The following is a 25,314-nucleotide window of genomic DNA, read 5'->3' as shown; positions in this document are numbered from 1 at the left end:
TTGACAGGGCGCCCTTCCTGAATGACGCTGGGCACGTTGAGGTCGTGACGCCCGTCGCGCCAGAGAGGTCGGCGATGACCGCAGGACAGATGACGCGCGAGGTCCCGGCTGTCCAGCGCGGAGACCGCGGACTGCCACTGCTGGGTCGGGTCACCGCCTACGCGAAGGACCCTGCGGCGCTCATGCAGCACCAGTGGGACACCTACGGACCGGTGTCGCCGTTCCCCTTCCTGGGACAGACCTTCGTGATGCTGCTCGGGCCGGACGCCTGCGAGGAGGCGCTGCGCAACGCCGACAAGGCGTTCGCCAACGGACCGGCCTGGGGACGGCTCGTCGGGCCCTTCTTTGGCCGCGGCCTGATGCTGCTCGACTTCGAGGAGCACCACACCCACCGGCGGATCATGCAGGAGGCCTTCACTCGCGATCGCCTGGCGTCGTACGTCGCGCCGATGCATCCCGCCATCGCTCGGGGCATCGAGGCGTGGGAGGTCGGAACGGACTTTCGTTGCTACCCGGCCCTGAAGCAACTCACCCTCGACATCGCAGCCGACACCTTCATGGGCGGAGCCAGCGACACGTCGCCCGACGAGATGGATCGCGTGAACCGCGCGTTCATCGACTGCGTCCAGGCCGCGTCGGGGGTGGTCCGGGCCCGGGTGCCGTTCACCCGGTGGGGACGGGCATACCGCGGCCGGGCCGTGCTCGAGGATTTCCTGCGGCACTACCTGCCCGCGAAGCGGACCGAACGCACGGCTGACCTGTTGTCCGTGCTGTGCCACATCGAGACCGATGACGGCGAGCGCTTCAGCGACGACGACGTCGTCAACCACATGATCTTCCTGATGATGGCCGCCCACGACACGTCGACGATCACCACGTCGACGATGCTGCAGTACCTCGGCCAGCACCCGGAGTGGCAGCAGCGATGCCGGGCGGAGTCGCTGGCACTGGGGGACGAGCCGACCCTGGCTGAGCTCGAGCAGCTGACGGCGCTCGACCTGGTGATGAAGGAATGCCTTCGACTGCGCGCCCCGGTCCCCATGCTCGCGCGGAGCACGGTCAAGGACACCGTCGTCCAGGGCGTCCGCATCCCTGCAGGCACGCAGGTTGCAGTCGGGCTCCAATTGTCGCACCTGATGGCGGATCTGTGGAGCGACCCCACCCGCTTCGACCCTGACCGGTTCGGCCCGGAGCGCCGCGAGGACAAGTCGCACCGCTACGCCTGGTCGCCGTTCGCGGGCGGAGTCCACAAGTGCATCGGGCTCCACTTCGCGGGCGCGGAGGTCAAGGCGATCCTGCACCGGCTGCTGCGCACCCATCGCTGGAGCGTCGATCCCGACTACGTCGCGCCCCTCGACAACCACTCGCTGCCGTTCCCGAAGGACGGCCAACCGATCAACCTCGTCCGTCTCTGAAACCGGAGGAACCACTGTGTCCCGATCCATCGCCGGCCTGTCCGTCATCGTCACCGGAGGCGCGCGCGGCATCGGCCGTGCCACCGTCGACCGCTTCGCCCGCCAGGGCGCGAAGGTCGCGATCGGCGACCTCGACCTGGACCTGGCCAACGAGGTCGCCGGTGCGTACGGCGACAACGTGGTCGCCGCCCGCCTCGACGTCACCGACGTCGACTCCTGGACGAGCTTCCTCGCCGAGGTGGGTCACCTCGGCCCCTGGGACGTGCTGGTCAACAACGCCGGGATCATGCCGCTCGGGTCGGTCCTCAAGGAGACCGAGGGGGTTGCCCGCACGATCATGGACGTCAACGTCCATGGGGTGATCAACGGGACCAAGGCGGTCGTGCCGGGCATGGTCGATCGTGGCCGGGGCCACGTCATCAACGTCGCCTCGGCGGTCGGTCGGGTCGCCGTGCCCCACGGTGCGACCTACTCCGCCTCCAAGTTCGCCGTGGTCGGGTTCAGCGAGGCGATCCGCCAGGAGCTGGCAGGCGACGGCATCGATGTCACGGTGATCCTCCCGACCGTCGTACAGACCGAGCTCGCCGCCGGCGTGCCCGCGGCGCGGGGCATCAAGCCGGTCACCGCTGACGACGTCGCCGAGGTGATCGAGGCGGCGGTGCTCAAGCCGAAGGCCGAGATGTGGGTCCCGCGCTGGACCCAGGGGCTCGGCAAGTCGACGCTGGCGTTGCCGCGCTTCGTGCAGGACGCCATGTCACGCGCGACGAGAGCCGGCGACGTACTGAGCTCGGCCGACCCGGCAGCCAGGGCGGCCTATGAAGAGCGTGCGCGCCGCGCATCGGGCGACGTGGAGGAATAGCCCACCGGCGTCACCGGTTACGGTTCCACGTGACTTCCACGCCGACGACGACCTCCATCGAGGCCAGCCCGGCGGTGTCCCACGCTCGACCCGTGCTGGCGATCCTGGCGCTCGCGGTCGGCGGTTTCACCATCGGCACCACCGAGTTCATGACCATGGGCGTGCTGCCCGAGGTGGCCGAGGGCGTCGACGTGTCCGTGCCGACGGCCGGCCACATCATCTCCGCCTACGCGATCGGCGTCGTGGTCGGCGTACCGATCCTGGCGTTCTTCGGTGCGGCCCTGCCGCGTCGGGCGATGCTCGTCTGGCTGATGGCCGCGTACGGCGCCTTCAACCTGCTCAGCGCGTTCGCCCCGAACTTCGAGGTGCTCACGGTGGCCCGGTTCCTCGACGGCCTGCCGCACGGCGCCTACTTCGGAGTGGCGAGCCTGGTGGCCGCCAGCCTGGTCACGCCCGAACGCCGCGGCCGCGCCATCGCGAGCGTGATGCTCGGCCTCTCGATCGCCAACGTCGTCGGCGTCCCGCTGGCCACCTTCCTCGGCCAGCAGGTCGGCTGGCGGTCGACGTACCTCCTCGGTGGACTGCTCGCCCTGGCGACCATGGCGATGGTGCTGGCAGCGGTGCCGTCGGTGCCGGGCGACTCGGAGGCCAGCGGCCGCAAGGAAGCCCGGGAGTTCTTCGGCAGCCTCCAGGTCTGGCTCACGATGGCCGTCGGTGCCGTGGGCTTCGGTGGCATGTTCGCCGTCTACTCCTACATCGCCAAGACGGTCACCGACGTGGGCGGCCTCGAGCGCGGCACCGTCCCCGTGTTCGTGCTGGCGCTCGGCCTCGGCATGGTCGTCGGCACGTGGCTCGCCGGGGAGCTCGCGGCCTGGTCGGTGTTCCGCAGCCTGCTTCTCTCGGGAGCGACCGGCGTCGTCCTGATGCTCGTCTACTACGTCGCCGCGCCCACTGGCTGGGGCCTGCTGCCCGTCGCCTTCCTGGTCACGGCCACTGGCTCGGTGCTGGTGGTCAACCTGCAGCTGCGGCTGATGGACGTCGCCGGGGGAGCGGTCACGCTCGGTGCCGCCATGAACCACGCAGCGCTCAACATCGCCAACGCGCTGGGCGCCTGGCTCGGTGGCCTGGTCATCGCGGCCGGCTACGGCTATCGCGCCCCCGCGCTCGTCGGTGCGGGTCTGGCCGCCGTCGGCGTCGCGATCCTGCTGGTCTCTGCGGTAGCGCATCGGCGCGCTGGCACAGTGCCCGCCGCCTGACGCGGACACCATCTGGTCGGGCCACTGGGTGGGCCTGAGAGAATGCACCTCATGTCCGCCACGACCGAGCACACGCCTGTGCCGGAAACCGCCCAGCCAGCGGCACCCGAGGGAGCAGCACGCCCGCGGGTCCTCTCCGGGATCCAGCCGACCTCGGATTCCTTCCAGCTCGGCAACTACGTCGGCGCGATCCGGCAGTGGGTGGACCTGCAGCGTGACCACCAGCCGTTCTTCTTCATCGCCGACCTGCACGCGATCACCGTCGAATGGGATCCGAAGGTCCTGCGCGAGCGCACCCTGCGCAGCGCCGCCCAGCTGATCGCGGCGGGCGTCGACCCGGCGAAGTCGTCGATCTTCGTGCAGAGCCACGTGCCCGCCCACCCGCAACTGGCCTGGGTCCTCAACGGCTTGACCGGCTTCGGCGAGGCCCGCCGGATGACCCAGTTCAAGGACAAGTCCGCCAAGGGTGGCGAGGGCGCGGCCAGCGTCGGCCTGTTCACGTACCCGATCCTGCAGGCCGCCGACATCTTGCTCTACCGCCCGCACTACGTGCCGGTGGGTGAGGACCAGCGCCAGCACCTCGAGCTGACCCGCGACCTGGCCCAGCGCTTCAACGGCCGCTTCAAGAAGACCTTCCGGCTGCCCGAGCCGTACATCCTCAAGACCACCGCCAAGATCTACGACCTGCAGCATCCCGAGAAGCGGATGTCGAAGAGCGTCGGCGGCGCCGGTTGCGTGTTCCTGCTCGACGACCCGAAGGCGACGGCGAAGAAGATCCGTAGCGCCGTGACGGACTCCGACACGAGCATCCGGTTCGATCCCGAGGCGAAGCCCGGCGTCAGCAACCTGCTCACCATCTACTCCGCGCTGACCGGCGAGGCCGTCACGGCCCTCGAGGAGCAGTACGCCGGCAAGATGTACGGCGACCTGAAGAAGGACCTCGCCGAGGTGGTGGTCAACTTCGTGACCCCGTTCCGTGAGCGGACCCTGGAACTTCTGGACGACCAGACCTACCTGACGCAGGTGCTGGCCGACGGAGCGGCTGCGGCCAACGCGATCGCCGAGGCCACGCTCAAGGACGTCTACCAGCGCGTCGGCTTCGTGGCCCCGTCCGCTCCGACCCCCGCGGCGGGCGCCTGATGCCGGTCATCGGCGTGGCCGTCGCGGTGCCGGAGCCCTGGGCGTCCGAGCTCTACGACTACCGCCTCGAGATCGGCGATCCGACCGCAGAGGGCGTGCCGAGCCACATCACACTGATCCCGCCGATCGAGGTCGACGGTGACCTGGCCGAGATCGAGGAACACCTCGCTGCCGCCGGGGCCAGCATGGACGCGTTCACGGTCCACCTGCGCGGCACCGGCACGTTCCGGCCGGTCTCGCCCGTCGTGTTCGTCGGCCTCGTCGAGGGCATCTCGCAGTGTGAGTTGCTGGCGGACGCCGTACGCAAGGGGCCGCTGGCGATCGACCTGGGCTTTCCGTACCACCCGCACGTCACCGTGGCCCACCATCTTGATGACCCGGTCCTGGACCAGGCCTTCGACGACCTGGCGGGTTTCGATTGTCGTTTCGGGGTACGGGACTTCCATCTCTACGTCCACGACCAGGAGGAGGGCTGGAAGGCCGCCCGTACCTTCCCCCTGCGATGAAACTCGCTGACCGCGTGAAGGCCCGGATTGCGCAGGTGCGCGCGCGATCGCCGTTCGTCGACCATGCGGTCCGGATGCAGGAGCACTTCTCCGAGGTCAAGGGCGGCCAGCAGGCTGGCGGCGTCACGTACTTCGGCTTCCTCTCGGTCTTCCCGGTGCTGGCCCTCGCCTTCTTCACGGTGGGGTACGTCGCCCGCGCGTTCCCTGACGCCCAGGACGCGCTGCTCGACGCCATCGACGAGGTGCTGCCCGGCCTCGTCGGCACCGGTGCGAACGAGATCCCACTCGAAGACATCCAGAGCGCTGCCGGAGCCGTCGGGCTGATCGGCCTCGCCGGTGTCCTGTACGCCGGGCTGGGCTGGCTCTCCTCGCTCCAGACGGCGCTGATCGTGCTCTTCGAGATGCCCGAGCGGCTGCAGCCGAGCTTCGTCATCGGCAAACTGCGCGACCTGCTCACCCTGGTCGTGCTGGGGGCCGTGCTGCTGCTCAGCGTCGCCGTGTCCGGCGTCCTGACGCGGATGTCGGAGCAGGTGCTCGACCTGGTCAACCTCGGCGGCGGGCTCGGCTGGCTGGTGACCGTGCTCGCCCTGGCCGTGGGGCTGGCGACCTCGGCCCTGCTCTTCTTCCTCATCTTCCGCCTGCTCGCCCGCCCCCCGGTGCCGGCCAGCGCCCTGTGGTCGGGCGCCTGGCTCGGGGCGATCGGCTTCGAGGCCCTCAAGCAACTCTCCGGCCTGCTGCTGGTGAGCACCCGCGGCCAGCCGGCGTTCCAGGCGTTCGGGATCGCGTTGATTCTGCTGGTCTGGATCAACTACTTCTCACGGGTGATCCTCTACGCCGCGGCCTGGGCCCACACCAGTCCGGTGGCACGGGACGAACGGGACGCCCGCCGTGCCGCGCTGCTGCCCGTCGCGGTGGCGACGGTGACGCGGCCGGAGCAGGACGCCGCGGCAGGACCCGGCTGGGCGCCCCCGCTGGCGGTCGGTGGTGTGTTGGGCCTGCTCCTGGGTGCCCGGCTCGGCCGGCGCCGGCGGCACTGAGTCGCTCTGGGAGGATGAACGAGTGAAGTTCGAACGCAAGCACGCCATCCTGCTCCTGACCGTCGCGGTCTGGAACGTCTTCTCCTTCGGCAACTTCGCGAAGAACCTCTACTCCGCGTACGACGCCGGCGAGGACCGCGCCACCGGCTACTGGGTCGCCCACACCGTGCTGATCGTCGTGAATTTCGTGATCGCCGGCCTGCTCGGTTCGTTGGGCTGGAAGGCGCTGCGGGCTTCGAAGGAGTCAGCCCAGGGCGCCGAGTAGGTAGTAGGTCGTCATCGGGCCCTTGCCCTTGATGTCGACCACCTGCGGGGCACTGAAGGTGTAGCGGCTCTCCAGCAGGGCATGGGTGGTCGCCGAGACCTGGATCCGGTGCGGACGGCCGTGTGACTCCATCCGGCTGGCCGTGTTCACGGTGTCGCCCCACAGGTCGTAGGTGAACTTGCGCTGGCCGATGACGCCCGCGACGACCGGTCCCGACGAGATGCCGATCCGCATCGCGATCGGGCTCGGCCAGCCCGCCGCCAGTCGGGTCGAGGCACGCTGCATGTCCATCGCGAGTTCTGCCATCGACGCGGCATGGTCCAGATCGGGCGTCGGCAGTCCGGCCACGGCCATGTAGGCGTCGCCGACGGTCTTGATCTTCTCGATGCCGCGCCCGTCGCAGAGACGGTCGAACTCGCTGAACATCGTGTCCAGCAGCGACACGAGCTCCTCGGCGGACAGGCTCTCGGAGACGGTCGTGAAGCCGACGATGTCGGAGAAAAGAACGCTGACATTGGCGGCCGACTCGGCGATCGCGCCCCGCTCGGTGCGCAGCCGGGTGGCAATCGCTGCGGGCAGGACGTTGTGCAGCAGTTCGTCGGAACGGGCCTGTTCGAGTTCCACCTCGCGTTGCCGCAGGTAGTCGGTGCGGCGCAGCTTCTCCAGCGCGTAGGCGATCAGCAAGGCAATGCCGCTCAGCCCGACGACAGGGGCCAGGTGGCTGGCCAGGGCGTCGGGGCTGCTTCCGAGGCCTGGCAACCCCACGCAGATGGCGGCGTACAGCGCGGCGCAGGCAGTGGCGGCATGCATCCGCAGCCGGAGGAGCCCGATGCCGCCGAGGAGGGTCACCGTGCAGGACGCCCGGACGTACTCGGTCGAGATGTCCGTGACCTGGGCGAAAGCGGTGCCCAGGGAGAGCAGCACCACCGCGAGAAGGACGACGCTGAACAGCTGGAACTGCCTTTGCACCAACGGAAGTCGAAGCAGGAACGCGCTCAGCACGAAGACCGGGAGCACGATGCCGAACCGGATGATTGCTGCGCCGAGCAGGTCGCCCTCGATGACGACGAGGTCGATCAGGCTGTAGAAGAAGGTGAAGACGAGGCCGATCCCGATGGCGAAGCGCCCTTGCTCGACGCCGGCCTTGTCGTCGTACGCGACGAAGTCCTGCTCGACCTCACGCTCGTCGAACTCGAGCATCCACCGCGCCATCGGCATCTGCGCGTGGCGCTCGTGCATCCATGCCCTGATCGGCTTGACCCCCACAGCCGCATCTTGGCAGACCCCGGGACGCAACGACGCCGCATCAGCGAGGCTGATGCGGCGTCGTGGGGGACGTGCTGTGCTGTTGCTACAGGTCAGAGACCCATCTTGAGCGCGGTGCGCAGGTCCTTGTTGAGCTGCGAGATCACGTCGAGCGGGATCTCCTTCGGGCACGCAGCAGCGCATTCGCCGATGTTGGTGCAACCACCGAAGCCCTCGTGGTCGTGCTGGCCGACCATGTCCACCACGCGGGTCCAGCGCTCGGGCTGGCCCTGCGGAAGCTCGCCCAGGTGGGTGATCTTCGCGCCGAGGAACAGCGAGGCCGAACCGTTGGGGCACGCCGCGACGCAGCCGCCGCAGCCGATGCAGGTGGCCACGTTGAAGGCACGCATGGCCTTGTCGCGCGGAGCCGGCACCGAGTTGGCCTCGGGGGCCGAACCGGTGTTGGCGGAGATGAAGCCACCGGCCTGGATGATCCGGTCGAAGGCACCGCGATCGACCACGAGGTCCTTGATGACCGGGAACGGCTCGGCACGCCACGGCTCGATGGTGATCGTGTCGCCGTCGGAGAAGGACCGCATGTGCAGCTGGCAGGTCGTGGTGACCTCCGGGCCGTGCGCCTCGCCGTTGATCATCAGCGAACACATGCCGCAGATGCCCTCGCGACAGTCGGAGTCGAACGCGATGGGCTCTTCGCCCTTCGCGTTCAGCTGCTCGTTGAGGACGTCGAGCATCTCGAGGAAGCTCATGTCCGGCGAGATGCCGGAGAGCTGGTAGGTGTGGATGCCGCCCTTGTCGTCCGGACCGCTCTGGCGCCAGATCTTGAGGGTGAGGTTCATGTCGCCCGCGCTCACTTGTAGGACCTCTGCTTCATCTCGATGGCGGTGTAGATCAGGTCTTCCTTGTGGAGGACGGGGCCGTTCTCGGCACCCCACTCCCACGCGGCGACGTACGCGAACTCGTCGTCGTGACGCAGCGCCTCGCCGTCCTCGGTCTGCGACTCGCCACGGAAGTGGCCGCCGCAGGACTCGCGCCGGTTGAGGGCGTCGATGCACATCAGCTCACCGAGTTCGATGAAGTCGACGACGCGACCGGCCCGCTCGAGGCTCTGGTTGAGGGTGTCGGCCGAGCCGAGCACCTTCAGGTTGGTCCAGAAGTCGGCCTTGAGTTCGCGGATCAGGTCGATCGCCTTGCGCAGACCGTCCTCGGTCCGCTCCATGCCGCAGTACTCCCACATGATGTTGCCGAGTTCCTTGTGGTAGCTGTCGGCACTGCGGGTTCCGTTGATGGAGAGGAACTTCGAGATCCGCTCCTCGACCTGCTTCTTCGCCTCGACGACGGCCTCGTGGGACTCGTCGATCTTGTCGAACGGGCCGTCGGCGAGGTACTCGCGGATGGTGTTCGGCAGGACGAAGTAACCGTCGGCCAGGCCCTGCATCAGCGCCGAGGCGCCGAGGCGGTTCGCGCCGTGGTCGGAGAAGTTGGCCTCACCCGAGACGAACAGGCCCTCGATGTTGGACTGCAGGTGGTAGTCCACCCACAGGCCGCCCATGACGTAGTGCACGGCGGGGTAGATCCGCATGGGCATCTCGTAGGGGTTCTCGCCGGTGATGCGCTCGTACATGTCGAGGAGGTTGTCGTACTTCTCCTCGATCGCATCCTTGCCGAGGCGCTTGATCGCGTCACCGAGGTCGAGGTAGACACCGCGACGGAAGTCGCCGACCTTCGGGCCGACGCCGCGACCCTCGTCGCACATGTTCTTGGCCTGGCGGGAGGCGATGTCGCGGGGGACCAGGTTTCCGAAGGACGGGTAGATCCGCTCCAGGTAGTAGTCGCGGTCCTCCTCGGGGATGTCCCGCGGGTCCTTCTCGCAGTCCTCCGCCTTCTTGGGAACCCAGATCCGGCCGTCGTTGCGGAGCGACTCGGACATCAGGGTCAGCTTCGACTGGTGCTCACCGGAGACCGGGATGCAGGTCGGGTGGATCTGCGTGTAGCAGGGGTTGGCCATGTAGGCGCCCTTGCGGTGCGCGCGCCACGCGGCGGTGACGTTGGACCCCATCGCGTTGGTGGAGAGGAAGAAGACGTTGCCGTAGCCGCCGGTGGCGAGGACGACGACGTCGGCGAGGTGCGTCTCGATCTCGCCGGAGACCATGTCGCGGGCGATGATGCCGCGCGCCTTGCCGTCCACGACGATCAGTTCGAGCATCTCGTGGCGGGTGAAGGACTCCACCGTGCCGGCGGCGACCTGACGCTCCATGGCCTGGTAGGCGCCGATCAGCAGCTGCTGGCCGGTCTGGCCGCGGGCGTAGAACGTACGGGAGACCTGGACGCCACCGAACGAGCGGTTGTCGAGGAGGCCGCCGTAGTCACGGGCGAAGGGGACACCCTGCGCGACGCACTGGTCGATGATGTTCGCCGAGACCTCGGCGAGGCGGTAGACGTTGGACTCGCGCGAGCGGTAGTCACCGCCCTTGACCGTGTCGTAGAAGAGACGGAACGTCGAGTCGCCGTCCTCCTTGTAGTTCTTGGCCGCGTTGATGCCGCCCTGGGCAGCGATCGAGTGGGCCCGGCGCGGGGAGTCCTGGTAACAGAAGGACTTCACGTTGTAGCCGGCCTCGCCGAGCGTGGCAGCAGCAGCGCCGCCGGCCAGGCCGGTGCCGACGATGATCACGTCGAGCTTGCGGCGGTTGGCCGGGTTGACCAGGCGGTTCTCGAACTTGCGGGTGGTCCAGCGGTCCTTGATCGGGCCAGTGGGAGACTTCGGGTCGACGAGCTTGTCGCCCAGCGTGTAGTAACCGTGCGCGTCGTCGGACTTCTGCTCGGAGGGGTCGTTGAGCGGCGTCAGGCCGTCGTGGAGGGTGCTTCCAGCCATGGTGGGGAGCTCCTTACTTCTCGATGATGCCGACGAGGACGGACAGGGGGACCAGCGTGAACCCGCCAGCGATCACGATCGCGACGATCCAGCCGGCCGCCCGAGCGCGTGCCCGGGAGCTTGCCGTGTTGGTGAACCCCAGCGTCTGGAGCGAGCTGAACGTTCCGTGGTGGAGGTGGAGACCGAGCGCGACCATCGCGAGCAGGTAGATGACCGTCATCCACGGAGTGTCGAAGGTGTCGACCACGAGCTGGTACGGGTTGTCGTCACCGGTCGAGCCGTTGCTCGGGTTGATCTTCACGATCGTGAAGTTGAGCAGGTGCCACACGATGAAGAGCAGCAGCGTCACGCCGCCCCAGCGCATGGTGCGCGAGGAGATCGAGGAGCCGCGGTTCTTCTTCGCGACGTACTTCACCGGTCGCGCGTGGTGCGCGCGGATCGACAGCGCCACTGCGCAGGCGATGTGGACGATGATCGCGGCCAGCAGGCCCACGCGCACGATCCACAAGAAGCCCTCGTACGGGAGCATCGGCTCCCCGAGCTCGCGCAGATGGTGCGCGTACTCGTTGAAGGCCTCCTCGCCGGCGAAGGCCTTGAGGTTGCCGTACATGTGCCCCACTACGAAGCCAATGAACAGCAGGCCGCTCAGGGCCATCAGGAGTTTCAGGGCGATGGTTGACCGGGCTGCACGGGAGCCCTTCACCAATTCAGGTCGCGTCGTCGTTGCCACGAGGGGTCACGCTACTCCCGCTACTGACCGGTAGGTGACACGGATCATGTGAGATAGGCACGTAAGGCGAGCCTTACTCGATCGGGGCCCCCGGTGCGGGGGCGTGCCGCCCTGATAACCATTGGTTGTCAAACGATCAAATCTTCATTGTTGACCTGCGGTAGGTGAGCGGACACGCTGGAAAGATGAAGAAGGCCCCGGTCGACGACCCGTCCGACGACCTCAGCGTCACACCGCCCAAGACGTACGCCGCCGGCCTCCCCGGTGTGCGGCACGCATTGGAGTATTCCTTCGAGCAGACCAGCGTGAAGCGCAGCATGTTGACGCTGCTGAGTCTCAACCAGACCAAGGGCATCGACTGCCCGGGCTGTGCCTGGCCGGAGCCGGACCACCGCCACAAGAACGAGTACTGCGAGAACGGCGCGAAGCACATCAACGACGAGGCGACCAGCCGCCGCGTCACCCGCGACTTCTTCGCGAAGCACTCGGTGGAGGACCTCGACGGCAAGTCGGACTACTGGCTCAACCAGCAGGGCCGGCTCACCGAACCGATGGTCAAGCGCCCCGGCGCGACGCACTACGAGCCGATCGCGTGGGACGAGGCGTTCGGGATCATCGCCGATGAGCTCAACGGGCTGGCCTCACCGGACGAGGCGATGTTCTACGTCTCGGGCCGACTCAACAACGAAGCCGCGTTCCTGCTCCAGTTGTTCTCCCGTGCCTTCGGCACCAACAACCTGCCGGACTGCTCGAACATGTGCCACGAGTCGAGCGGCACCGGGCTGGGCGAGACGCTCGGGATCGGCAAGGGCAGCGTCCAGCTCGAGGACATCTACAACAGCGACCTGGTCTTCGTCGTCGGTCAGAACCCCGGCACGAACCACCCGCGGATGCTCTCCGCGCTGGAGCACACCAAGAAGAGCGGTGGCCAGGTGATCGCGGTCAACACCTTGCCCGAGGCCGGGCTGATGCGGTTCAAGAACCCACAGCAGCCCAGCGGCGTCATCGGCAACGGCATCCAGATCGCCGACCTGTTCCTCAAGATCCGCCCGGGTGGCGACCTCGCCCTGTTCAAGATGCTCAACAAGCTGATCCTGGAATCCGACGCTGCCAACGGTGGGGGAGTCGTCGACCGCGACTACATCGCGACGTACGCCGCCGGATTCGACGAGTTCGCGGCGCAGGCCGGCGACATCACCTGGGAGCAGACCCTCGAGGCGACGGGCCTGACCCGTGAGGAGATCGAGGCCGTCCACGAGCAGGTGCTCGCCAGCACGTCCGTCATCGTCTGCTGGGCGATGGGCCTGACCCAGCAGAAGCACGGCGTGCCGACGATCCGCGAGATCGTGAACTTCCTGATGCTGCGCGGCAACCTGGGCAAGCCCGGCGCCGGTGTGTGCCCGGTGCGCGGCCACTCCAACGTCCAGGGTGACCGGACGATGGGCATCTGGGAGAAGATGCCGGACAGGTTCCTCGACGCACTCGGCACGGAGTTCGGCTTCGAGCCGCCCCGCAAGCACGGCGTCGACTCCGTTGGAGGGGTCCGGGCGATGCGCGACGGCAAGGCTCGCGTCTTCGTCGGGGTCGCCGGCAACTTCGTGCGGGCGATGTCGGACAGTGACGTGACCGAGGCGGCTCTGCGCAACTGCAGCCTGACGGTGCAGATCTCCACCAAGCTCAACCGCTCACACACGGTCACCGGCGCGACCGCACTGATCCTGCCGACCCTCGGCCGCAGCGACAAGGACGTCCAGGCGGGCCGTGAGCAGTACGTCACCGTCGAGGACTCGATGAGTTCGGTGCACCGCACTCACGGCAAGCTCTCACCCGCTTCGAAGCACCTGCTGAGCGAGGTCTCGATCATCACCCGGCTGGCGCAGCGCACGCTCGGCGACGCCCCGGCAATCCCGTGGGCCGAGTTCGAGGCTGACAACGACACGATCCGCGACCGGATCGCGCGCGTCGTACCCGGGTTCGAGGACTTCAACGAGCGGATCAAGAAGCCCGGTGGCTTCACGTTGCCCAACCCGGTGAACTCCGGGATCTACCCGACGCCGAGCGGCAAGGCCCTCTTCTCGATCAACGTGCTGGCCTGGCTCGAGACTCCGCCGGGGCACCTGATCCTGCAGTCGCTGCGCTCCCACGACCAGTGGAACACCATCCCGTACGCCCTCAACGACCGTTATCGCGGCATCCACAACGCGCGGCACATCGTGATGATCAACCCCGACGACATCGCCGAGCTCGGGTTCGAGAACGGCGACCAGGTCGACATCGTGAGCGTCTGGGACGACGGCATCGAGCGTCGCGCCCGGAACTTCACGCTGGTGGCCTACCCCGCCAGCCGTGGGTCGGCGGCGTCGTACTACCCCGAGACCAACGTGCTCGTGCCGCTCGACAGCGTTGCGTCGGGCAGCAACACCCCGACCTCCAAGGGGGTCCTCGTGCGACTGGAACCCGCTGCCGAGCAGGTGAGCGGCTGATGGGCCGGGTGACCACCCGGCGGAAGGTGCTGCGGATCCGCGACGGGGTCGTCGACCAGCGCCCGGACACGCTCGCCGCCGAGGAACCGATGGAGATCCGGGTCGGCGGTCGGGCGCTCACCATCACCATGCGTACGCCGGGCGACGACTTCGACCTCGCCGTCGGCTTCCTTGTCAGCGAAGGCGTGGTCCGTACGACGTCCGACGTGCTGTCCGCGCGCTACTGCGCCGGCACGGCCGAGGACGGGACCAACACCTACAACGTGGTGGACGTCGGCCTGGACCCGTCGCTGCCGCCGCTCGACGCGTCGCTGGAGCGCAACTTCTACACGACCTCGTCCTGCGGGCTGTGCGGCAAGGCCAGCCTCGACGCCGTACGCACGGCCTCGACGTGGACCGTCGCGGACGACCCGCTCCGGATCACCCCGGAGGCACTGGCGCTGCTGCCTGAACGCCTGCGCGAGGAGCAGCGGGTCTTCGACCGCACCGGTGGCCTCCATGCCGCTGCCCTGTTCACCGCCGACGGCGAGCTGCTCTGCCTGCGGGAGGACGTCGGCCGGCACAACGCGGTCGACAAGGTCATCGGCCACGCGGCCCGCAACGGGCTGCTGCCGTTGCGGGAGACGATCCTCATGGTGAGTGGCCGGGCGTCGTTCGAACTGGTGCAGAAGGCCGTGATGGCGGGCATCCCGATGATGGCCGCGGTCTCCGCGCCGTCGTCCCTGGCCGTCGACCTCGCCGACGAGCACGGGCTGACTCTCGTCGGCTTCCTCCGCGGGGCATCGATGAACGTCTACTCCGGCGTGGATCGGTTGCAGGTCGCCGTGGAGAGCCTGACCAGTCCAGTCTGATCAGGCACGCAGGGCACGCTGCACGGCCCGGGTCCTGGCGACCTCCACCAGTGCCTGCGCCAGCATCGACTCGGGACCGTGCCCGGCGAGCACCAGGCCGACATGGAACGAGCGCTTCGGTGCCGGCAGCGGGATCACCTTCGTCTGGTCGGGTACGCCGAAGTTCGGCAGCCACGTGTGCGGTACGACGCTCGAGAGCCCCATCGACGTGACGTGGGCGTAGAGCGCCGAGACCGTGTCAGTCTCGACCGTGATGCGTGCCTCGGCTCCGGTGTCCGCCAGGTAGCCGTCGATGATCCGGCGGTTCTGCATGTCGCCGGTCAACTGGCACAGCTGGGCGGTGGCCGCCTCCGCCCACGTGATCGAGGAGCGGTCGCCGTACTCGCCGTCGATCGGGGTGAGGAAGAGGTAGCGCTCCTGGTAGAGCGGGACCACCTTCACGCGACCGAGCGGCTCGCCGTCGACGTAGGTCATGCCCACGTCGATGTCGAAGTCGTTGAGTCGGGTGACGATCTCGCGCGACGACATCGAGGCCAGGTGGAACCGCACCAGCGGGTGCTTCGCGTGCAGCGGCGTCGTCAGCGCCGAGGACACGGTGAGTGCCGTCGGGATGGCACCGATCCGCAACGTGCCGCTGAGCCCGCCGCGCATGTTCGTCAGCGTCTGGTCGAGGGACTCACGCTCGGCGAGGATCCGCTTGGCCCAGCGCAGCACTTCCTCACCCTCGGGCGTGAAGCCCTCGAACCGCTGACCGCGCCGCACGATCTGCACGCCGAGTTCGGACTCCAGTTTGCGGATGCCGGCCGACAGCGCGGGCTGGGTGACATGGCACTCCGCAGCGGCGCGGCCGAAGTGGCTCTCGCGCGACAAGGCGGCGAGGTATTCCAGACGGCGCAGCAGCATGGGGCATCAATACCAGAGCCCGCGGTCCTAGTCTTTCGACATGGCGGACTACATCGCGCTCGAGGTGCCGGACGGCGAGGCCGAGGCGTATGTGACCGGGACGGCTGGTCCCGGGGTGCTGCTCTACATGGACGCGATCGGCCTGCGCCCACAGATCGAGCGGATGGCCGACCGGATCGCGTCGTGGGGCTACGTCGTGCTGGCACCCAACGTCTTCTGGCGGGACGGGAGCGTCGAGGACCTGGCTCCGCGATCCGATCTGCGGGTGCCGGAGAACCGTGAAGCCTTCATGGCATCGGGCGTGATGGACCGCGTGCGCAGCATCAGCGCCGACGTGGTGTGCGCCGACGCTGAGGAGTGGATCGACGCGCTCCGCGGCATCGGCGGCGCAGCGGACGGCCCGATCGCGACCACCGGCTACTGCTTCGGCGGGCGCCTCGCGCTGCGCACCGCGGCGCACCTGCCCGACGACGTCGCCGTGGTCGGCATGTTCCACACCGGCGGGATCGTGACCGACGCCCCCGACAGTCCGCATCTTGACCTGCCCGGTGCCGCGACCTTCGTCCTCGCCGGCCATGCCGATGCCGATCGGTCCAACAGCCCCGAACAGATCGAGGCGTTCGATGGGGCGCTGGATGCAGCGGGCGTCCCGCGCCGCACAGCGGTGTACCCCGGTGCTGTGCACGGCTACACGATGGCCGACACCGCCGCCTACGACGAGAGCAGCGCGGAGCGGCACTACGACGAACTCCGCGAGGCACTCGACCGGGCACTGAAGTCCTCATGAGCGGGGCGCCTCGGGTCAAGCGGCCACCTCTCGTCGCCACCGCGGTGCCGCGGTTGCTGGGTGCGTTGCTGGCAGGGATCGTGGCCGGCGCTGTTGCGGCGGCTGCCGATGCGGAGATCGGCGTCCTGACCGGGATCGCCGTCACGGGCGCGGCGTACGTCGCGGTCGGCTGGCTGGTGCTTTGGCCAATGGACGCCGAGACGACCAAGGTCAATGTGACCCACGAAGACCTGCGACCGGTGCCCACCGAGCTCGTGGTCGCCGGTGCTGCGCTGGCCGGCCTCGCCGGCATCGTGATGCTGATGCTGTCCGGCGGTGACCACGCGGGCCGTGGCCCGGCCGCCCTGGCGCTGGCGGGTGTCTTCCTGGCGTGGGCGTCGCTGCACCTGATGTACGCGACCCGCTACGCCCACCTCTACTACGGCGGGACGCCCGGTGGCATCGACTTCAACGCCGACCCTCCGCCGGACGCGCCGGCCTTCCGCGACTTCTTCTACTTCAGCTACAACCTCGGGATGACCTACCAGGTCTCCGACACTGCGGTCACCAGTTCAGCGATCCGGGCCGTGGTGCTGAGGCACTGCCTGTTCTCGTACGTGTTCGGTGCCGCGATCATCGCGACGACGATCAACCTCGTGGTGGGGATCGTCGCGAGCTGAGGGTCCTGCTCAGGCGACGGGCAGGGGCGCCGGGTAGAAGGAGCCGATCAGCTCGTCCACCGCATCGGTCCAGGTACGACGACCCGCCACCTCGCGCGCAGCGGTACCCAGCAGCCCGCGGTGCGGGTCGGCGGCGACTGCCGTGACGGCCCGGGCGAAGTCGCGGGCGTCCGAGGCGTTGTAGAGGACACCCGTCTCCAGGTGGGACACCACGTGGCGGGCGCCGCCGGCACGGGGAGCCACGACCGGCACCCCCGCCGAGGCCGCTTCGCGCAACGCGTGGCAGTCGGTCTCGTGCTCACCGGGGTGCACCAGCAGGTCCAGCGTCGGCACGGCCACCGTCAGGTCGCCGACTCCCAGCGGCCCGGTGAAGCGGGCATCCGGCAGGCGGCGGGCCAGCCACTCGCGCTCGGGGCCGCCGCCGATCACGACGAGGCGGATGCCGGGAACCGCGGCGAGGTCCACGAGGCGTCGTACTCCGGCAGCCTTGTGGAGACCTCCGACGTAGCCGACGACGACGCGGCGCCCTTCCTTCGACTTCGCCTTCGACCACGACCCGTGCAGCCACTGGTCGCGGAGCGCGGGGGTGAAGGCGGCGGGGTCGACGCCGGGCAGCCACAGTTGCGCCTCGATGCCGAGTTCGGCGGCGCGCTCGACCATCCACGGCGACGTCACCAGGACCTGGTCCGCACGCTCGGCGACCTTGGCGCGCCAGTAGTCGGCAGCGAGGTCGAGCACGGGGGACTGTTCGACGGCGAGGGTCGGCACACCGGCGCGGGCCGCGTGCTTGAGCGCCTTGCGGCCGATGGCGCGGGGCGAGTGCACCTGCACCAGGTCGGGCCCGAACGTGTCGATGGTGTCGCGGATCTGCGCGCCGGTGGGCTCGAGCGGGCGCACGCGGACGACGTCGCAGCCGCGGTAGCTCGCCAGGCCGGGGCCCGGGGCAATGATCCGGACCGTGTGGCCCTGGTCGATGAGACGGTCGGCCGTGGCCTTGAGTGTCGTGGTGGTGCTGTCGACCGCGGGGTAGAAGGTCTCGGTCGCAAGGACGATCTTCATGGTTCCCACCCTGGATGGGCGACGTGGCGCCGGCCTGAGCGTCGCGAGAGCGCCGCGTGTACGTCGGGTGAACCGTTCGCGGTCAGATGACCTCGGTGGACGGTTCCGTGCCGAGGCTCTGGAGCGGGAGGTCGCCACGCTCGATGTCACCGGCGACCTTCCGGATCCGCTCGCCACTGAGGCGCCACGTTCCGGCCTGCTCCTCCCAGAACGGCGTGAAGCCCTCGCGGGCCTCGATCCACCAGTGCTTGCCGAAAGCGATCCGGCCGATCGCCACGAACGGGACGATCAGCCCCAGCAACACGATCTCGCCGCCCGAGAGGAACACAAAGGTCAGTATCGGGAAGATGACCAGCCCGAAGACGAGGGCGAACACGAACTCGGTGATGCTGCCCGCGGACTCCACCCACAGGCGCGGGCCCAGGTATCGGCGCCGCGGACGCCAAGGCACCCAGCGCCGCGTCACCCGCCACGTCTGGCCCTGCGGATCCCGCACCTTCACCCCGTCAACGCTACCGGTCAGTAGCCCGGAGATTGGTCACACCTGGCACTCCGGGTGCGCCGTCGCGGATAGTCTTGTCGCTCGTGACTGAAACGCCCCTGCCGTTGGCGCAGCCCGAGGACGTGCACACGCGCGCCGATTGGGAGGCTGCCACCGCTGCCGTTCTCCGCAAGACCCGCAAGCTCAGCGACGCGGATCCCGACACTGCGGTGTGGGACAAGCTGACCCGGAAGACGCTGGACGGCATTGGAATCACGCCGATCGGAACGCCGGCCGACCTCGAGGGTGTGCAGACCAGTGGGCGCCCGACGCGTGCCGGCGCGTGGGACATCCGCGCCCGGATCGCCGGTCCCGACGCGAAGTCGCTCAACGAGCAGGCACTCGTCGACCTCGACGGCGGTGTCACCTCCCTGTGGGTGCAGGCCGGCCCCGAGACCGACCTCACGGCGCTGCTCAACGAGGTGCTGCTCGACCTCGCCCCCGTCGTGCTGGACCCGACCGGTGACCCCGTTGCCGTTGCGACCGCCTTCCTCGACGCGTTCGAGACCAGCAGCTACACGAATCTGCACCCCGACACGAACCTCGGCGTCGACCCGATCAGCGCCTCGCTGCGGGTCTCGACAGGCTCGACCAACGAGCGGGCCGACTTCGACCAGCTCGTCGCCGTCGCGAAGCTGGCGATCGATCGCGGCATCCGCGGGGTCGTCGTCGACGCCACTGCCGCCCACGACCTCGGCGCCAGCGACGTGCAGGAACTCGGCTTCAGCATCTTCGTCGCCACCACCTACCTTCGGGTCCTGGCCGAGGCCGGCATCGAGCCCGCTGTCGCCGCGGACCTGATCGAGTTCCGCTACGCCGCGACCGACGAGCAGTTCCCGACCATCGCCAAGCTGCGGGCCGCGCGCCGGCTCTGGGCGCGGGTGCTCGAACTGTCCGGGGTCTCGACAGGCTCGACCACCGGGGTGGAGCAGCGCCAGCACGCCGTCACCAGCCGGCCGATGCTCACCAAGTACGACCCCTACGTGAACATGCTCCGCACCACCGTCGCCGCCTTCGCGGCCGGTGTCGGCGGCGCGGACGCCGTGACGGTCCTGCCGTTCGAGACGCCGGTCGGCCAGCCCGACCTGTTCGGTCGCCGGATCGCCCGCAACGTGTCGCACCTGCTCATCGACGAGTCGCACGTCGCCAAGGTCGCCGACCCCGCCGGTGGTGCCTTCGCCGTCGAGAAGTTGACCGACGACCTCGCCGTCGCGGCCTGGGCCGAGCTCGGCCTCCTCGAGACGGACGGCCTCGACGCCTTCCGGGTGCGGATCGAGGACGTCGTCGCCCGCCGTGAAGCCGAGATCGTCACGCGCAAGCGCCCGATCACCGGCCTGACCGAGTTCCCGAACCTCGCCGAGGTCCTGCCGGAGCGTGCCCCGTCCGAGGACGGTGCGTCGGTTCGCCGGTACGGCGCCTCCTTCGAGGCCCTGCGCGACGCGCCCGCCGCGAGCCCGGTCTTCCTGGCCACGCTCGGCACGGTCGCGCAGCACACCGCCCGCGCCACCTTCGTCAGCAACCTGCTGGCCGCCGGTGGAATCGCGGTCGACGTTGCCGGACCGACCGCAGGTGTCGAGGAGGTCGTGGCCGCATTCGGGAAGCAGGCGGTCGTGTGCCTCGCCGGCACCGACGACGCCTACGCCGAGTGGGGCAGCGCAGCCGCTGCCGCGCTGCGCGAGGCGGGCGCCGTACACGTGATCATCGCCGGGAAGGCGACCGACTGGGCTGACGACAGCGCAGCGATGGGCGTCGACGCCCTGGCCTTCCTGAACCGCACGAGGGAGAAGTTGGCATGAGCATCCCCAAGAGTTTCGGAGACCAGCCGCTCGCGTCGACCGGTGCGACCGCCGGTGCGAACGGCACCCCCGGGATCGACCCGTGGCGCAGCCCCGAGGGCATCGACATCAAGCCGTTCTACGGCCCCGATGACCTCGCCGGCCTCGACGCCCTGGACACCTGGCCGGGCCTCAGCCCGTTCCTGCGTGGCCCGTACCCGACGATGTACACCACGCAGCCGTGGACGGTCCGGCAGTACGCCGGCTTCTCGACTGCCGAGGAGTCCAACGCCTTCTACCGCCGCAACCTCGCGGCCGGCCAGAAGGGCCTGTCGGTCGCCTTCGACCTCGCGACCCACCGTGGCTACGACTCCGACCACCCGCGCGTGCGCGGCGACGTCGGCATGGCCGGTGTGGCGATCGACTCGATCTACGACACCCGCACGCTCTTCGAAGGCATCCCGCTGGACCAGATGAGCGTCTCGATGACGATGAACGGTGCGGTGCTCCCGGTGCTCGCGCTCTACATCGCCGCGGCCGAGGAGCAGGGGGTGAAGCCGGAGCAGCTCTCGGGGACCATCCAGAACGACATCCTCAAGGAGTTCATGGTCCGCAACACCTACATCTACCCGCCGGCTCCGTCGATGCGGATCATCTCCGACATCTTCGCGTTCACCAGCCAGCGGATGCCGCGGTACAACTCGATCTCGATCTCCGGCTATCACATGCAGGAGGCCGGGGCGACCGCTGACCTCGAGCTCGCCTACACGCTGGCCGACGGTGTCGAGTACATCCGCGCCGGCCTCGAGTCGGGCCTCACCATCGACGAATTCGCGCCGCGGCTGTCCTTCTTCTGGGCAATCGGCATGAACTTCTACATGGAGATCGCCAAGATGCGTGCGGCCCGCGCACTGTGGAGCCGGCTCGTGCGCGAGTTCAACCCGCAGAACGCGAAGTCGCTGTCGCTGCGCACCCACTCGCAGACCTCGGGCTGGTCGCTCACCGCGCAGGACGTGTTCAACAACGTCGGTCGTACGGCGATCGAGGCGATGGCCGCGACGCAGGGTCACACCCAGTCGCTGCACACCAACGCCCTCGACGAGGCGATCGCGCTGCCGACGGACTTCTCCGCCCGCATCGCTCGCAACACCCAGCTGCTGCTGCAGCAGGAGAGCGGCACGACGCAGACGATCGACCCGTGGGCCGGTTCCTACTACGTCGAGAAGCTCACCCACGACCTCGCCGAGCGCGCCTGGGCGCACATCCAGGAGGCCGAGGCCGCCGGTGGCATGGCCGCCGCGATCGAGCAGGGCATCCCGAAGATGCGCATCGAGGAGGCTGCCGCCCGCACCCAGGCGCGGATCGACTCCGGCGCGCAGAAGGTCATCGGCGTCAACACGTTCCGCCTGGCCGTCGAGGACAAGCTCGATGTCCTCAAGGTCGACAACGACGACGTCTACCGCCAGCAGATCGCCAAGCTCGAGCGCCTCCGCGCCGAGCGCAACAGCCAGGACGTCGAGGACGCCCTGCACGCGCTGACGCGCAGCGCCGACAGCGGCGACGGCAACCTGCTCGAGCTCGCTGTTGCTGCGGCCCGCAACAAGGCCACCGTTGGCGAGATCTCCGACGCGCTCGAGAAGACCTACGGTCGCCACCAGGCCGTGATCCGTACGATCAGCGGCGTGTACCGCGACGAAGCCGACCTGGCCAACGACGGCGCCGGCGACTCACTGGTCGCGCAGACCCGCGCCGCCACCGACGAGTTCGCCGAGGCCGAGGGCCGCCGCCCCCGCATCCTCGTCGCGAAGATGGGCCAGGACGGCCACGACCGTGGTCAGAAGGTCATCGTCTCGGCCTTTGCCGACATGGGCTTCGACGTCGACGTGGGTCCGCTGTTCTCCACGCCCGAGGAGGTTGCGCAGCAGGCGATCGACGCCGACGTCCACATCGTCGGTGTCTCCTCGCTGGCCGCGGGCCACCTCACCCTGCTCCCGGCGCTGAAGACCGCGCTGGCCGAGCAGGGCCGTGACGACATCATGGTCGTCATCGGTGGCGTGATCCCGCCCGACGACGTACCGACGCTGAAGGAGATGGGCGCTGCGGCGGTCTTCCTCCCCGGCACGGTGATCGCGGAGTCGGCGCTGGACCTGCTGGCGAAGCTGCGCGCCGACCTGGACCACTGACCCGCTGGTGGTCGAGCTCGTCGAAACCCTCCTCGAGGGCATCCGTTCGGGAAGCCGTGCGCAGATGGCCCGCGCCATCACGCTGGTCGAGTCAACGGCGCCCCGGCACCGCGAGGCAGCGCGCGAACTGCTGACTCGACTGGCGGAAACCCCCAACTCGGCGGCGACAAACCCCAAGTCGGCGATGCGGGTGGGGATCTCCGGGGTCCCAGGGGTCGGCAAGTCCACGTTCATCGAGGCGCTCGGCAGTCAGCTGACGGCGGCAGGCCACAAGGTCGGCGTACTCGCGGTCGACCCGTCGAGCGTGCGGACCGGTGGTTCGGTCCTCGGCGACAAGACCCGGATGAACCAGCTGGCAGCAGATCCGAACGCGTTCATCCGCCCGTCACCGTCGGCGGGCACCCTGGGTGGGGTGGCGCGCGCGACCACGCAGTCGATGGCCGTCCTCGAGGCCGCCGGGTACGACGTCGTGCTGGTCGAGACCGTCGGCGTCGGTCAGTCCGAGGTGACCGTCGCAGGCATGGTGGACACGTTCCTGTTCCTGACGCTGGCCCGCACCGGCGACCAGTTGCAGGGCATCAAGAAGGGCATCCTGGAGCTCGCCGACGTGATCGCGGTCAACAAGGCCGACGGCGACCGCGAGATGGAAGCGCGTGGTGCCGCGCGCGAACTGGCCGGCGCGCTGCGCCTGGTGCGCGGACACGGGGAGTGGGCGCCGCCCGTCGTCACCTGCTCCGGCCTGACCGGCGACCGTGTCGACGAGGTCTGGGACCAGGTCCAGCTGCACCGCGACCACCTCGGTGTCGAGGGCCTGGCGCGCAAGCGGGCCGAGCAGCAACTCGAGTTCACCTGGGCACTGGTGCGCGATGAGCTCGCCCAGCGACTGCGCCACAGCAAGGCGGTCCGGGCGGTGCAGGACGACGTCCGCGCCGCCGTACTCGCCGGAGACCTGACCGCGCCCCTCGCGGCCGATCGGCTCCTTGCCGCCTACGACACGGAGTAGTCCACCCGTGGCGCTGCTCAGCGACCGAGCAGCGCCTGCGACAGCACCGCCAGGATGTCGCGCGGGTCCTGCACGGGGTAGGCAGCGCCGTTCGTGGCCTGGGCGATCTTGGTCAGCGCCGCCATGTCGGCGTCATCGGAGATCCCGACGGCGATGATGCGCACGGGCTTGGCCGGATTGGATGCACTCCTGAGTTGGGTCAACAGGTCGGCAAGGCGGAGTGAGTCCGGGTCGTCATTGGCGCCGTCGGTCAGGAGCACCACCGAGTTGAAGTACGCCGGGTCGTAGGCCGCGACCGCGCTCCGGTACGCCGCGAGCGCTGTGTCGTAGAGGCCGGTGCCGCCGGTCGTCAGGCGGGGCAGCCGGGTGACCTGGCCGGCCAGGGCAGCCCGTTGGGTGCTCGACCCGACCTCCGCGGACAGCCGGCGCATCGGCACCAGTTCGCGGTGGTCGGTGCCCTTTCCGCCCTGGTCGATGGAGAAGGCCCACAGGCCGATCCGCGCGTTGTCCTGGAAGGCGGCGAGAGCCGCGCGCGAAGCTTCCACAGCCAGGTCGATGCGCGAGCCCTCGGGAGTTGCGAAGTCCATCGAGCCGGACACGTCCATCACCACGAGGATGCTCGACGGAACGCTCAACACCAGCCATTGCCTCAGGTCCGCCGAGACTGCCGTCGCCGGGGGCCGGGGCAGCGTGGCGACCTTGCCCAGGCCGGCGCCACCGGGCTGCGGCGTACCGTCTCCGGAGCGCAGGCCATGGTCGGCCACCAGGGACCGACCATCGCCCTCGGTGAGGTAGGTCGCGAGCTCACGCCCTGCCTCGAGCGCCTCGGACGTGGCGCCGGTCGTGGCCAACAGCGGATAGGACTGGAGCAGGGTGCCCGTTCCGGGAACCACCGCGGTCAGCATCGGGTTGCTCCGCTTCGCGGCGACGTACGCGCTCTCCGTGGCCGGAACGAACCCGACCGAGCTCGCGCTCACCGACGTGAACGGGTCGGCGCCCGGCGCCAACCGCGTGGTGCTGAAGCGCTGCGCCATCGGCACCAGCACCTGGGCGATCTGCTCGTTCGACGATCCGCTCGCGGCCTGCTCGGCGCGCAGGGCGGCGAGGCTGAGCGCGCCGACGCCGGTGGACAGCGGGTCCTGCAGGGTGAGCCGGCTCGATCGGAAGGCGGCCAGCCACGAGGCCGGGGCGTCGAGCGCCGGGCCGCCAACCAACACCACGGGCGTCGTCGCGACCGCCTCGGCGAGGGGCGTCAACTGCGCACCCTGGGCCGTCACCTGAGCGGGCCAGTGAGCGGAATCGGGAATCCACAGCTGCGGTGCGTCGGGCTTGTCGGCGACCAGGGTGGAGACCACCTGGTCACTGCTCACCGCGCGCACGGCGTACGTCGCGCAGCCATCCAGGGCGGACACGGCCTTCTGGACGAGCGGCGCGATGTCCGGCGCGGCCGCCACGGTGACCGTTGAGGGGTCGCCACAGGCGTCCGCGTCGGACGAGTTGTCCGAGCGGATCAGCAAGAACGCGGCCATCGCACCGATCAGCAAGAGGACGACCCCCAGGGTCGCTCCCCGTCCCACTCGCTTCTCTGCGCGCATTGCATGCGAACCAGCACCCATGACGCCTCCCTAACGTCTTGATGCCCAGTAATACGGAAAGGAGGGTATCCGCACCCCGGGCCAACCGGCGAAACGTGCTGCGGCATCATGTGCCGGTTCTGGGCGGGTGAC

22 protein-coding genes are annotated in these 25,314 nt (G+C 69.0%); 14 read left to right on the top strand and 8 right to left on the bottom strand.

The annotated features are described in order from the left end of the window. The first annotated feature begins 74 nt into the window (after positions 1 to 74). The 7 genes from HRC28_RS21750 to HRC28_RS21720 are packed head-to-tail and all read left to right on the top strand — an operon-like array spanning position 75 to position 6,478. Complete coding sequence (locus HRC28_RS21750; protein ID WP_182377455.1) at positions 75 to 1,415, top strand: cytochrome P450; 1,341 nt, start codon at positions 75 to 77, stop codon at positions 1,413 to 1,415. A 16-nt stretch (positions 1,416 to 1,431) separates the two neighbouring features. Next, positions 1,432 to 2,274, top strand: a complete 843-nt coding sequence (locus HRC28_RS21745; RefSeq protein ID WP_182377454.1) for an SDR family oxidoreductase — start codon at positions 1,432 to 1,434, stop codon at positions 2,272 to 2,274. Between the two features lie 29 nt (positions 2,275 to 2,303). Next, the gene (locus HRC28_RS21740; RefSeq protein ID WP_237111604.1) at positions 2,304 to 3,530 is read left to right on the top strand and encodes an MFS transporter; all 1,227 of its coding nucleotides are present in this window, start codon (positions 2,304 to 2,306) and stop codon (positions 3,528 to 3,530) included. Positions 3,531 to 3,581: 51 nt separating this feature from the next. Next, the gene (trpS, locus tag HRC28_RS21735; protein WP_182377453.1) at positions 3,582 to 4,670 is read left to right on the top strand and encodes a tryptophan--tRNA ligase; all 1,089 of its coding nucleotides are present in this window, start codon (positions 3,582 to 3,584) and stop codon (positions 4,668 to 4,670) included. Continuing rightward, positions 4,670 to 5,176 (top strand): 2'-5' RNA ligase family protein, encoded by a 507-nt coding sequence (locus HRC28_RS21730; protein WP_182377452.1) that lies wholly within the window; start codon positions 4,670 to 4,672, stop codon positions 5,174 to 5,176. The genes trpS and HRC28_RS21730 overlap by 1 nt, the downstream gene beginning before the upstream one ends. After that, on the top strand, positions 5,173 to 6,213 hold the full coding sequence (locus HRC28_RS21725; RefSeq protein WP_182377451.1) for a YhjD/YihY/BrkB family envelope integrity protein: 1,041 nt from the start codon (positions 5,173 to 5,175) through the stop codon (positions 6,211 to 6,213). The genes HRC28_RS21730 and HRC28_RS21725 overlap by 4 nt, the downstream gene beginning before the upstream one ends. A gap of 22 nt (positions 6,214 to 6,235) precedes the next feature. After that, the gene (locus HRC28_RS21720; protein ID WP_182377450.1) at positions 6,236 to 6,478 is read left to right on the top strand and encodes a hypothetical protein; all 243 of its coding nucleotides are present in this window, start codon (positions 6,236 to 6,238) and stop codon (positions 6,476 to 6,478) included. Here HRC28_RS21720 and HRC28_RS21715 read toward each other — a convergent pair. The 4 genes from HRC28_RS21715 to HRC28_RS21700 all read right to left on the bottom strand — a co-directional run bounded on the left by HRC28_RS21715 (position 6,458) and on the right by HRC28_RS21700 (position 11,343). Beyond that, entirely contained in the window at positions 6,458 to 7,744 is a 1,287-nt protein-coding gene (locus HRC28_RS21715) for an adenylate/guanylate cyclase domain-containing protein (protein ID WP_182377449.1), read from the bottom strand. The genes HRC28_RS21720 and HRC28_RS21715 overlap by 21 nt on opposite strands. Positions 7,745 to 7,836: 92 nt before the next feature. Then, positions 7,837 to 8,580, bottom strand: a complete 744-nt coding sequence (locus HRC28_RS21710; protein WP_182380875.1) for a succinate dehydrogenase/fumarate reductase iron-sulfur subunit — start codon at positions 8,578 to 8,580, stop codon at positions 7,837 to 7,839. Between the two features lie 11 nt (positions 8,581 to 8,591). Continuing rightward, complete coding sequence (locus tag HRC28_RS21705; protein ID WP_182377448.1) at positions 8,592 to 10,613, bottom strand: fumarate reductase/succinate dehydrogenase flavoprotein subunit; 2,022 nt, start codon at positions 10,611 to 10,613, stop codon at positions 8,592 to 8,594. A gap of 13 nt (positions 10,614 to 10,626) precedes the next feature. Next, the gene (locus HRC28_RS21700) at positions 10,627 to 11,343 is read right to left on the bottom strand and encodes a succinate dehydrogenase cytochrome b subunit (RefSeq protein WP_182377447.1); all 717 of its coding nucleotides are present in this window, start codon (positions 11,341 to 11,343) and stop codon (positions 10,627 to 10,629) included. Between the two features lie 185 nt (positions 11,344 to 11,528). Here HRC28_RS21700 and HRC28_RS21695 point away from each other — a divergent pair, with 185 nt between their 5' ends. Together HRC28_RS21695 and fdhD are read left to right on the top strand one after the other, a co-directional pair. Continuing rightward, on the top strand, positions 11,529 to 13,826 hold the full coding sequence (locus HRC28_RS21695) for an FdhF/YdeP family oxidoreductase (RefSeq protein WP_182377446.1): 2,298 nt from the start codon (positions 11,529 to 11,531) through the stop codon (positions 13,824 to 13,826). Beyond that, a complete protein-coding gene (gene fdhD / locus HRC28_RS21690; RefSeq protein WP_182377445.1) occupies positions 13,826 to 14,677 on the top strand; it encodes a formate dehydrogenase accessory sulfurtransferase FdhD in 852 nt (283 codons plus the stop codon). Before HRC28_RS21695 ends, fdhD begins: the two co-directional genes overlap by 1 nt. Here fdhD and HRC28_RS21685 read toward each other — a convergent pair whose 3' ends face one another. Then, the gene (locus HRC28_RS21685) at positions 14,678 to 15,580 is read right to left on the bottom strand and encodes a LysR family transcriptional regulator (protein WP_182377444.1); all 903 of its coding nucleotides are present in this window, start codon (positions 15,578 to 15,580) and stop codon (positions 14,678 to 14,680) included. It lies immediately after the preceding gene. 40 nt (positions 15,581 to 15,620) lie between these two features. Here HRC28_RS21685 and HRC28_RS21680 point away from each other — a divergent pair, with 40 nt between their 5' ends. Together HRC28_RS21680 and HRC28_RS21675 are read left to right on the top strand one after the other, a co-directional pair. Further along, positions 15,621 to 16,367 (top strand): dienelactone hydrolase family protein, encoded by a 747-nt coding sequence (locus HRC28_RS21680; RefSeq protein WP_182377443.1) that lies wholly within the window; start codon positions 15,621 to 15,623, stop codon positions 16,365 to 16,367. After that, complete coding sequence (locus tag HRC28_RS21675) at positions 16,364 to 17,026, top strand: DUF1345 domain-containing protein (RefSeq protein ID WP_182377442.1); 663 nt, start codon at positions 16,364 to 16,366, stop codon at positions 17,024 to 17,026. Before HRC28_RS21680 ends, HRC28_RS21675 begins: the two co-directional genes overlap by 4 nt. A gap of 9 nt (positions 17,027 to 17,035) precedes the next feature. On the opposite strand, the gene HRC28_RS21670 is transcribed toward HRC28_RS21675, so the two are convergent. Continuing rightward, the gene (locus tag HRC28_RS21670; RefSeq protein ID WP_182377441.1) at positions 17,036 to 18,085 is read right to left on the bottom strand and encodes a glycosyltransferase; all 1,050 of its coding nucleotides are present in this window, start codon (positions 18,083 to 18,085) and stop codon (positions 17,036 to 17,038) included. Between the two features lie 82 nt (positions 18,086 to 18,167). After that, positions 18,168 to 18,587, bottom strand: a complete 420-nt coding sequence (locus HRC28_RS21665) for a hypothetical protein (RefSeq protein ID WP_182377440.1) — start codon at positions 18,585 to 18,587, stop codon at positions 18,168 to 18,170. An 83-nt stretch (positions 18,588 to 18,670) separates the two neighbouring features. On the opposite strand from HRC28_RS21665, the gene HRC28_RS21660 reads away from it, so the two are divergent. The 3 genes from HRC28_RS21660 to meaB are packed head-to-tail and all read left to right on the top strand — an operon-like array spanning position 18,671 to position 23,587. Then, complete coding sequence (locus tag HRC28_RS21660) at positions 18,671 to 20,422, top strand: methylmalonyl-CoA mutase family protein (protein WP_237111603.1); 1,752 nt, start codon at positions 18,671 to 18,673, stop codon at positions 20,420 to 20,422. After that, positions 20,419 to 22,584, top strand: a complete 2,166-nt coding sequence (gene scpA, locus HRC28_RS21655) for a methylmalonyl-CoA mutase (protein ID WP_182377438.1) — start codon at positions 20,419 to 20,421, stop codon at positions 22,582 to 22,584. The genes HRC28_RS21660 and scpA overlap by 4 nt, the downstream gene beginning before the upstream one ends. A 4-nt stretch (positions 22,585 to 22,588) precedes the next feature. Continuing rightward, positions 22,589 to 23,587, top strand: coding sequence for a methylmalonyl Co-A mutase-associated GTPase MeaB (meaB, locus tag HRC28_RS21650; RefSeq protein ID WP_182380873.1), 999 nt, complete (start codon positions 22,589 to 22,591; stop codon positions 23,585 to 23,587). A gap of 17 nt (positions 23,588 to 23,604) precedes the next feature. Here meaB and HRC28_RS21645 read toward each other — a convergent pair whose 3' ends face one another. Next, positions 23,605 to 25,182, bottom strand: coding sequence for a VWA domain-containing protein (locus HRC28_RS21645; RefSeq protein WP_182377437.1), 1,578 nt, complete (start codon positions 25,180 to 25,182; stop codon positions 23,605 to 23,607). Positions 25,183 to 25,314 lie beyond the last annotated feature (132 nt).

This window comes from Nocardioides sp. WS12, from assembly GCF_014108865.1.
Taxonomy (GTDB): domain Bacteria; phylum Actinomycetota; class Actinomycetes; order Propionibacteriales; family Nocardioidaceae; genus Nocardioides.
The sequence above is the reverse complement of the archived record's forward strand: the minus strand, read 5'-3'. Positions and strand labels throughout refer to the sequence as shown.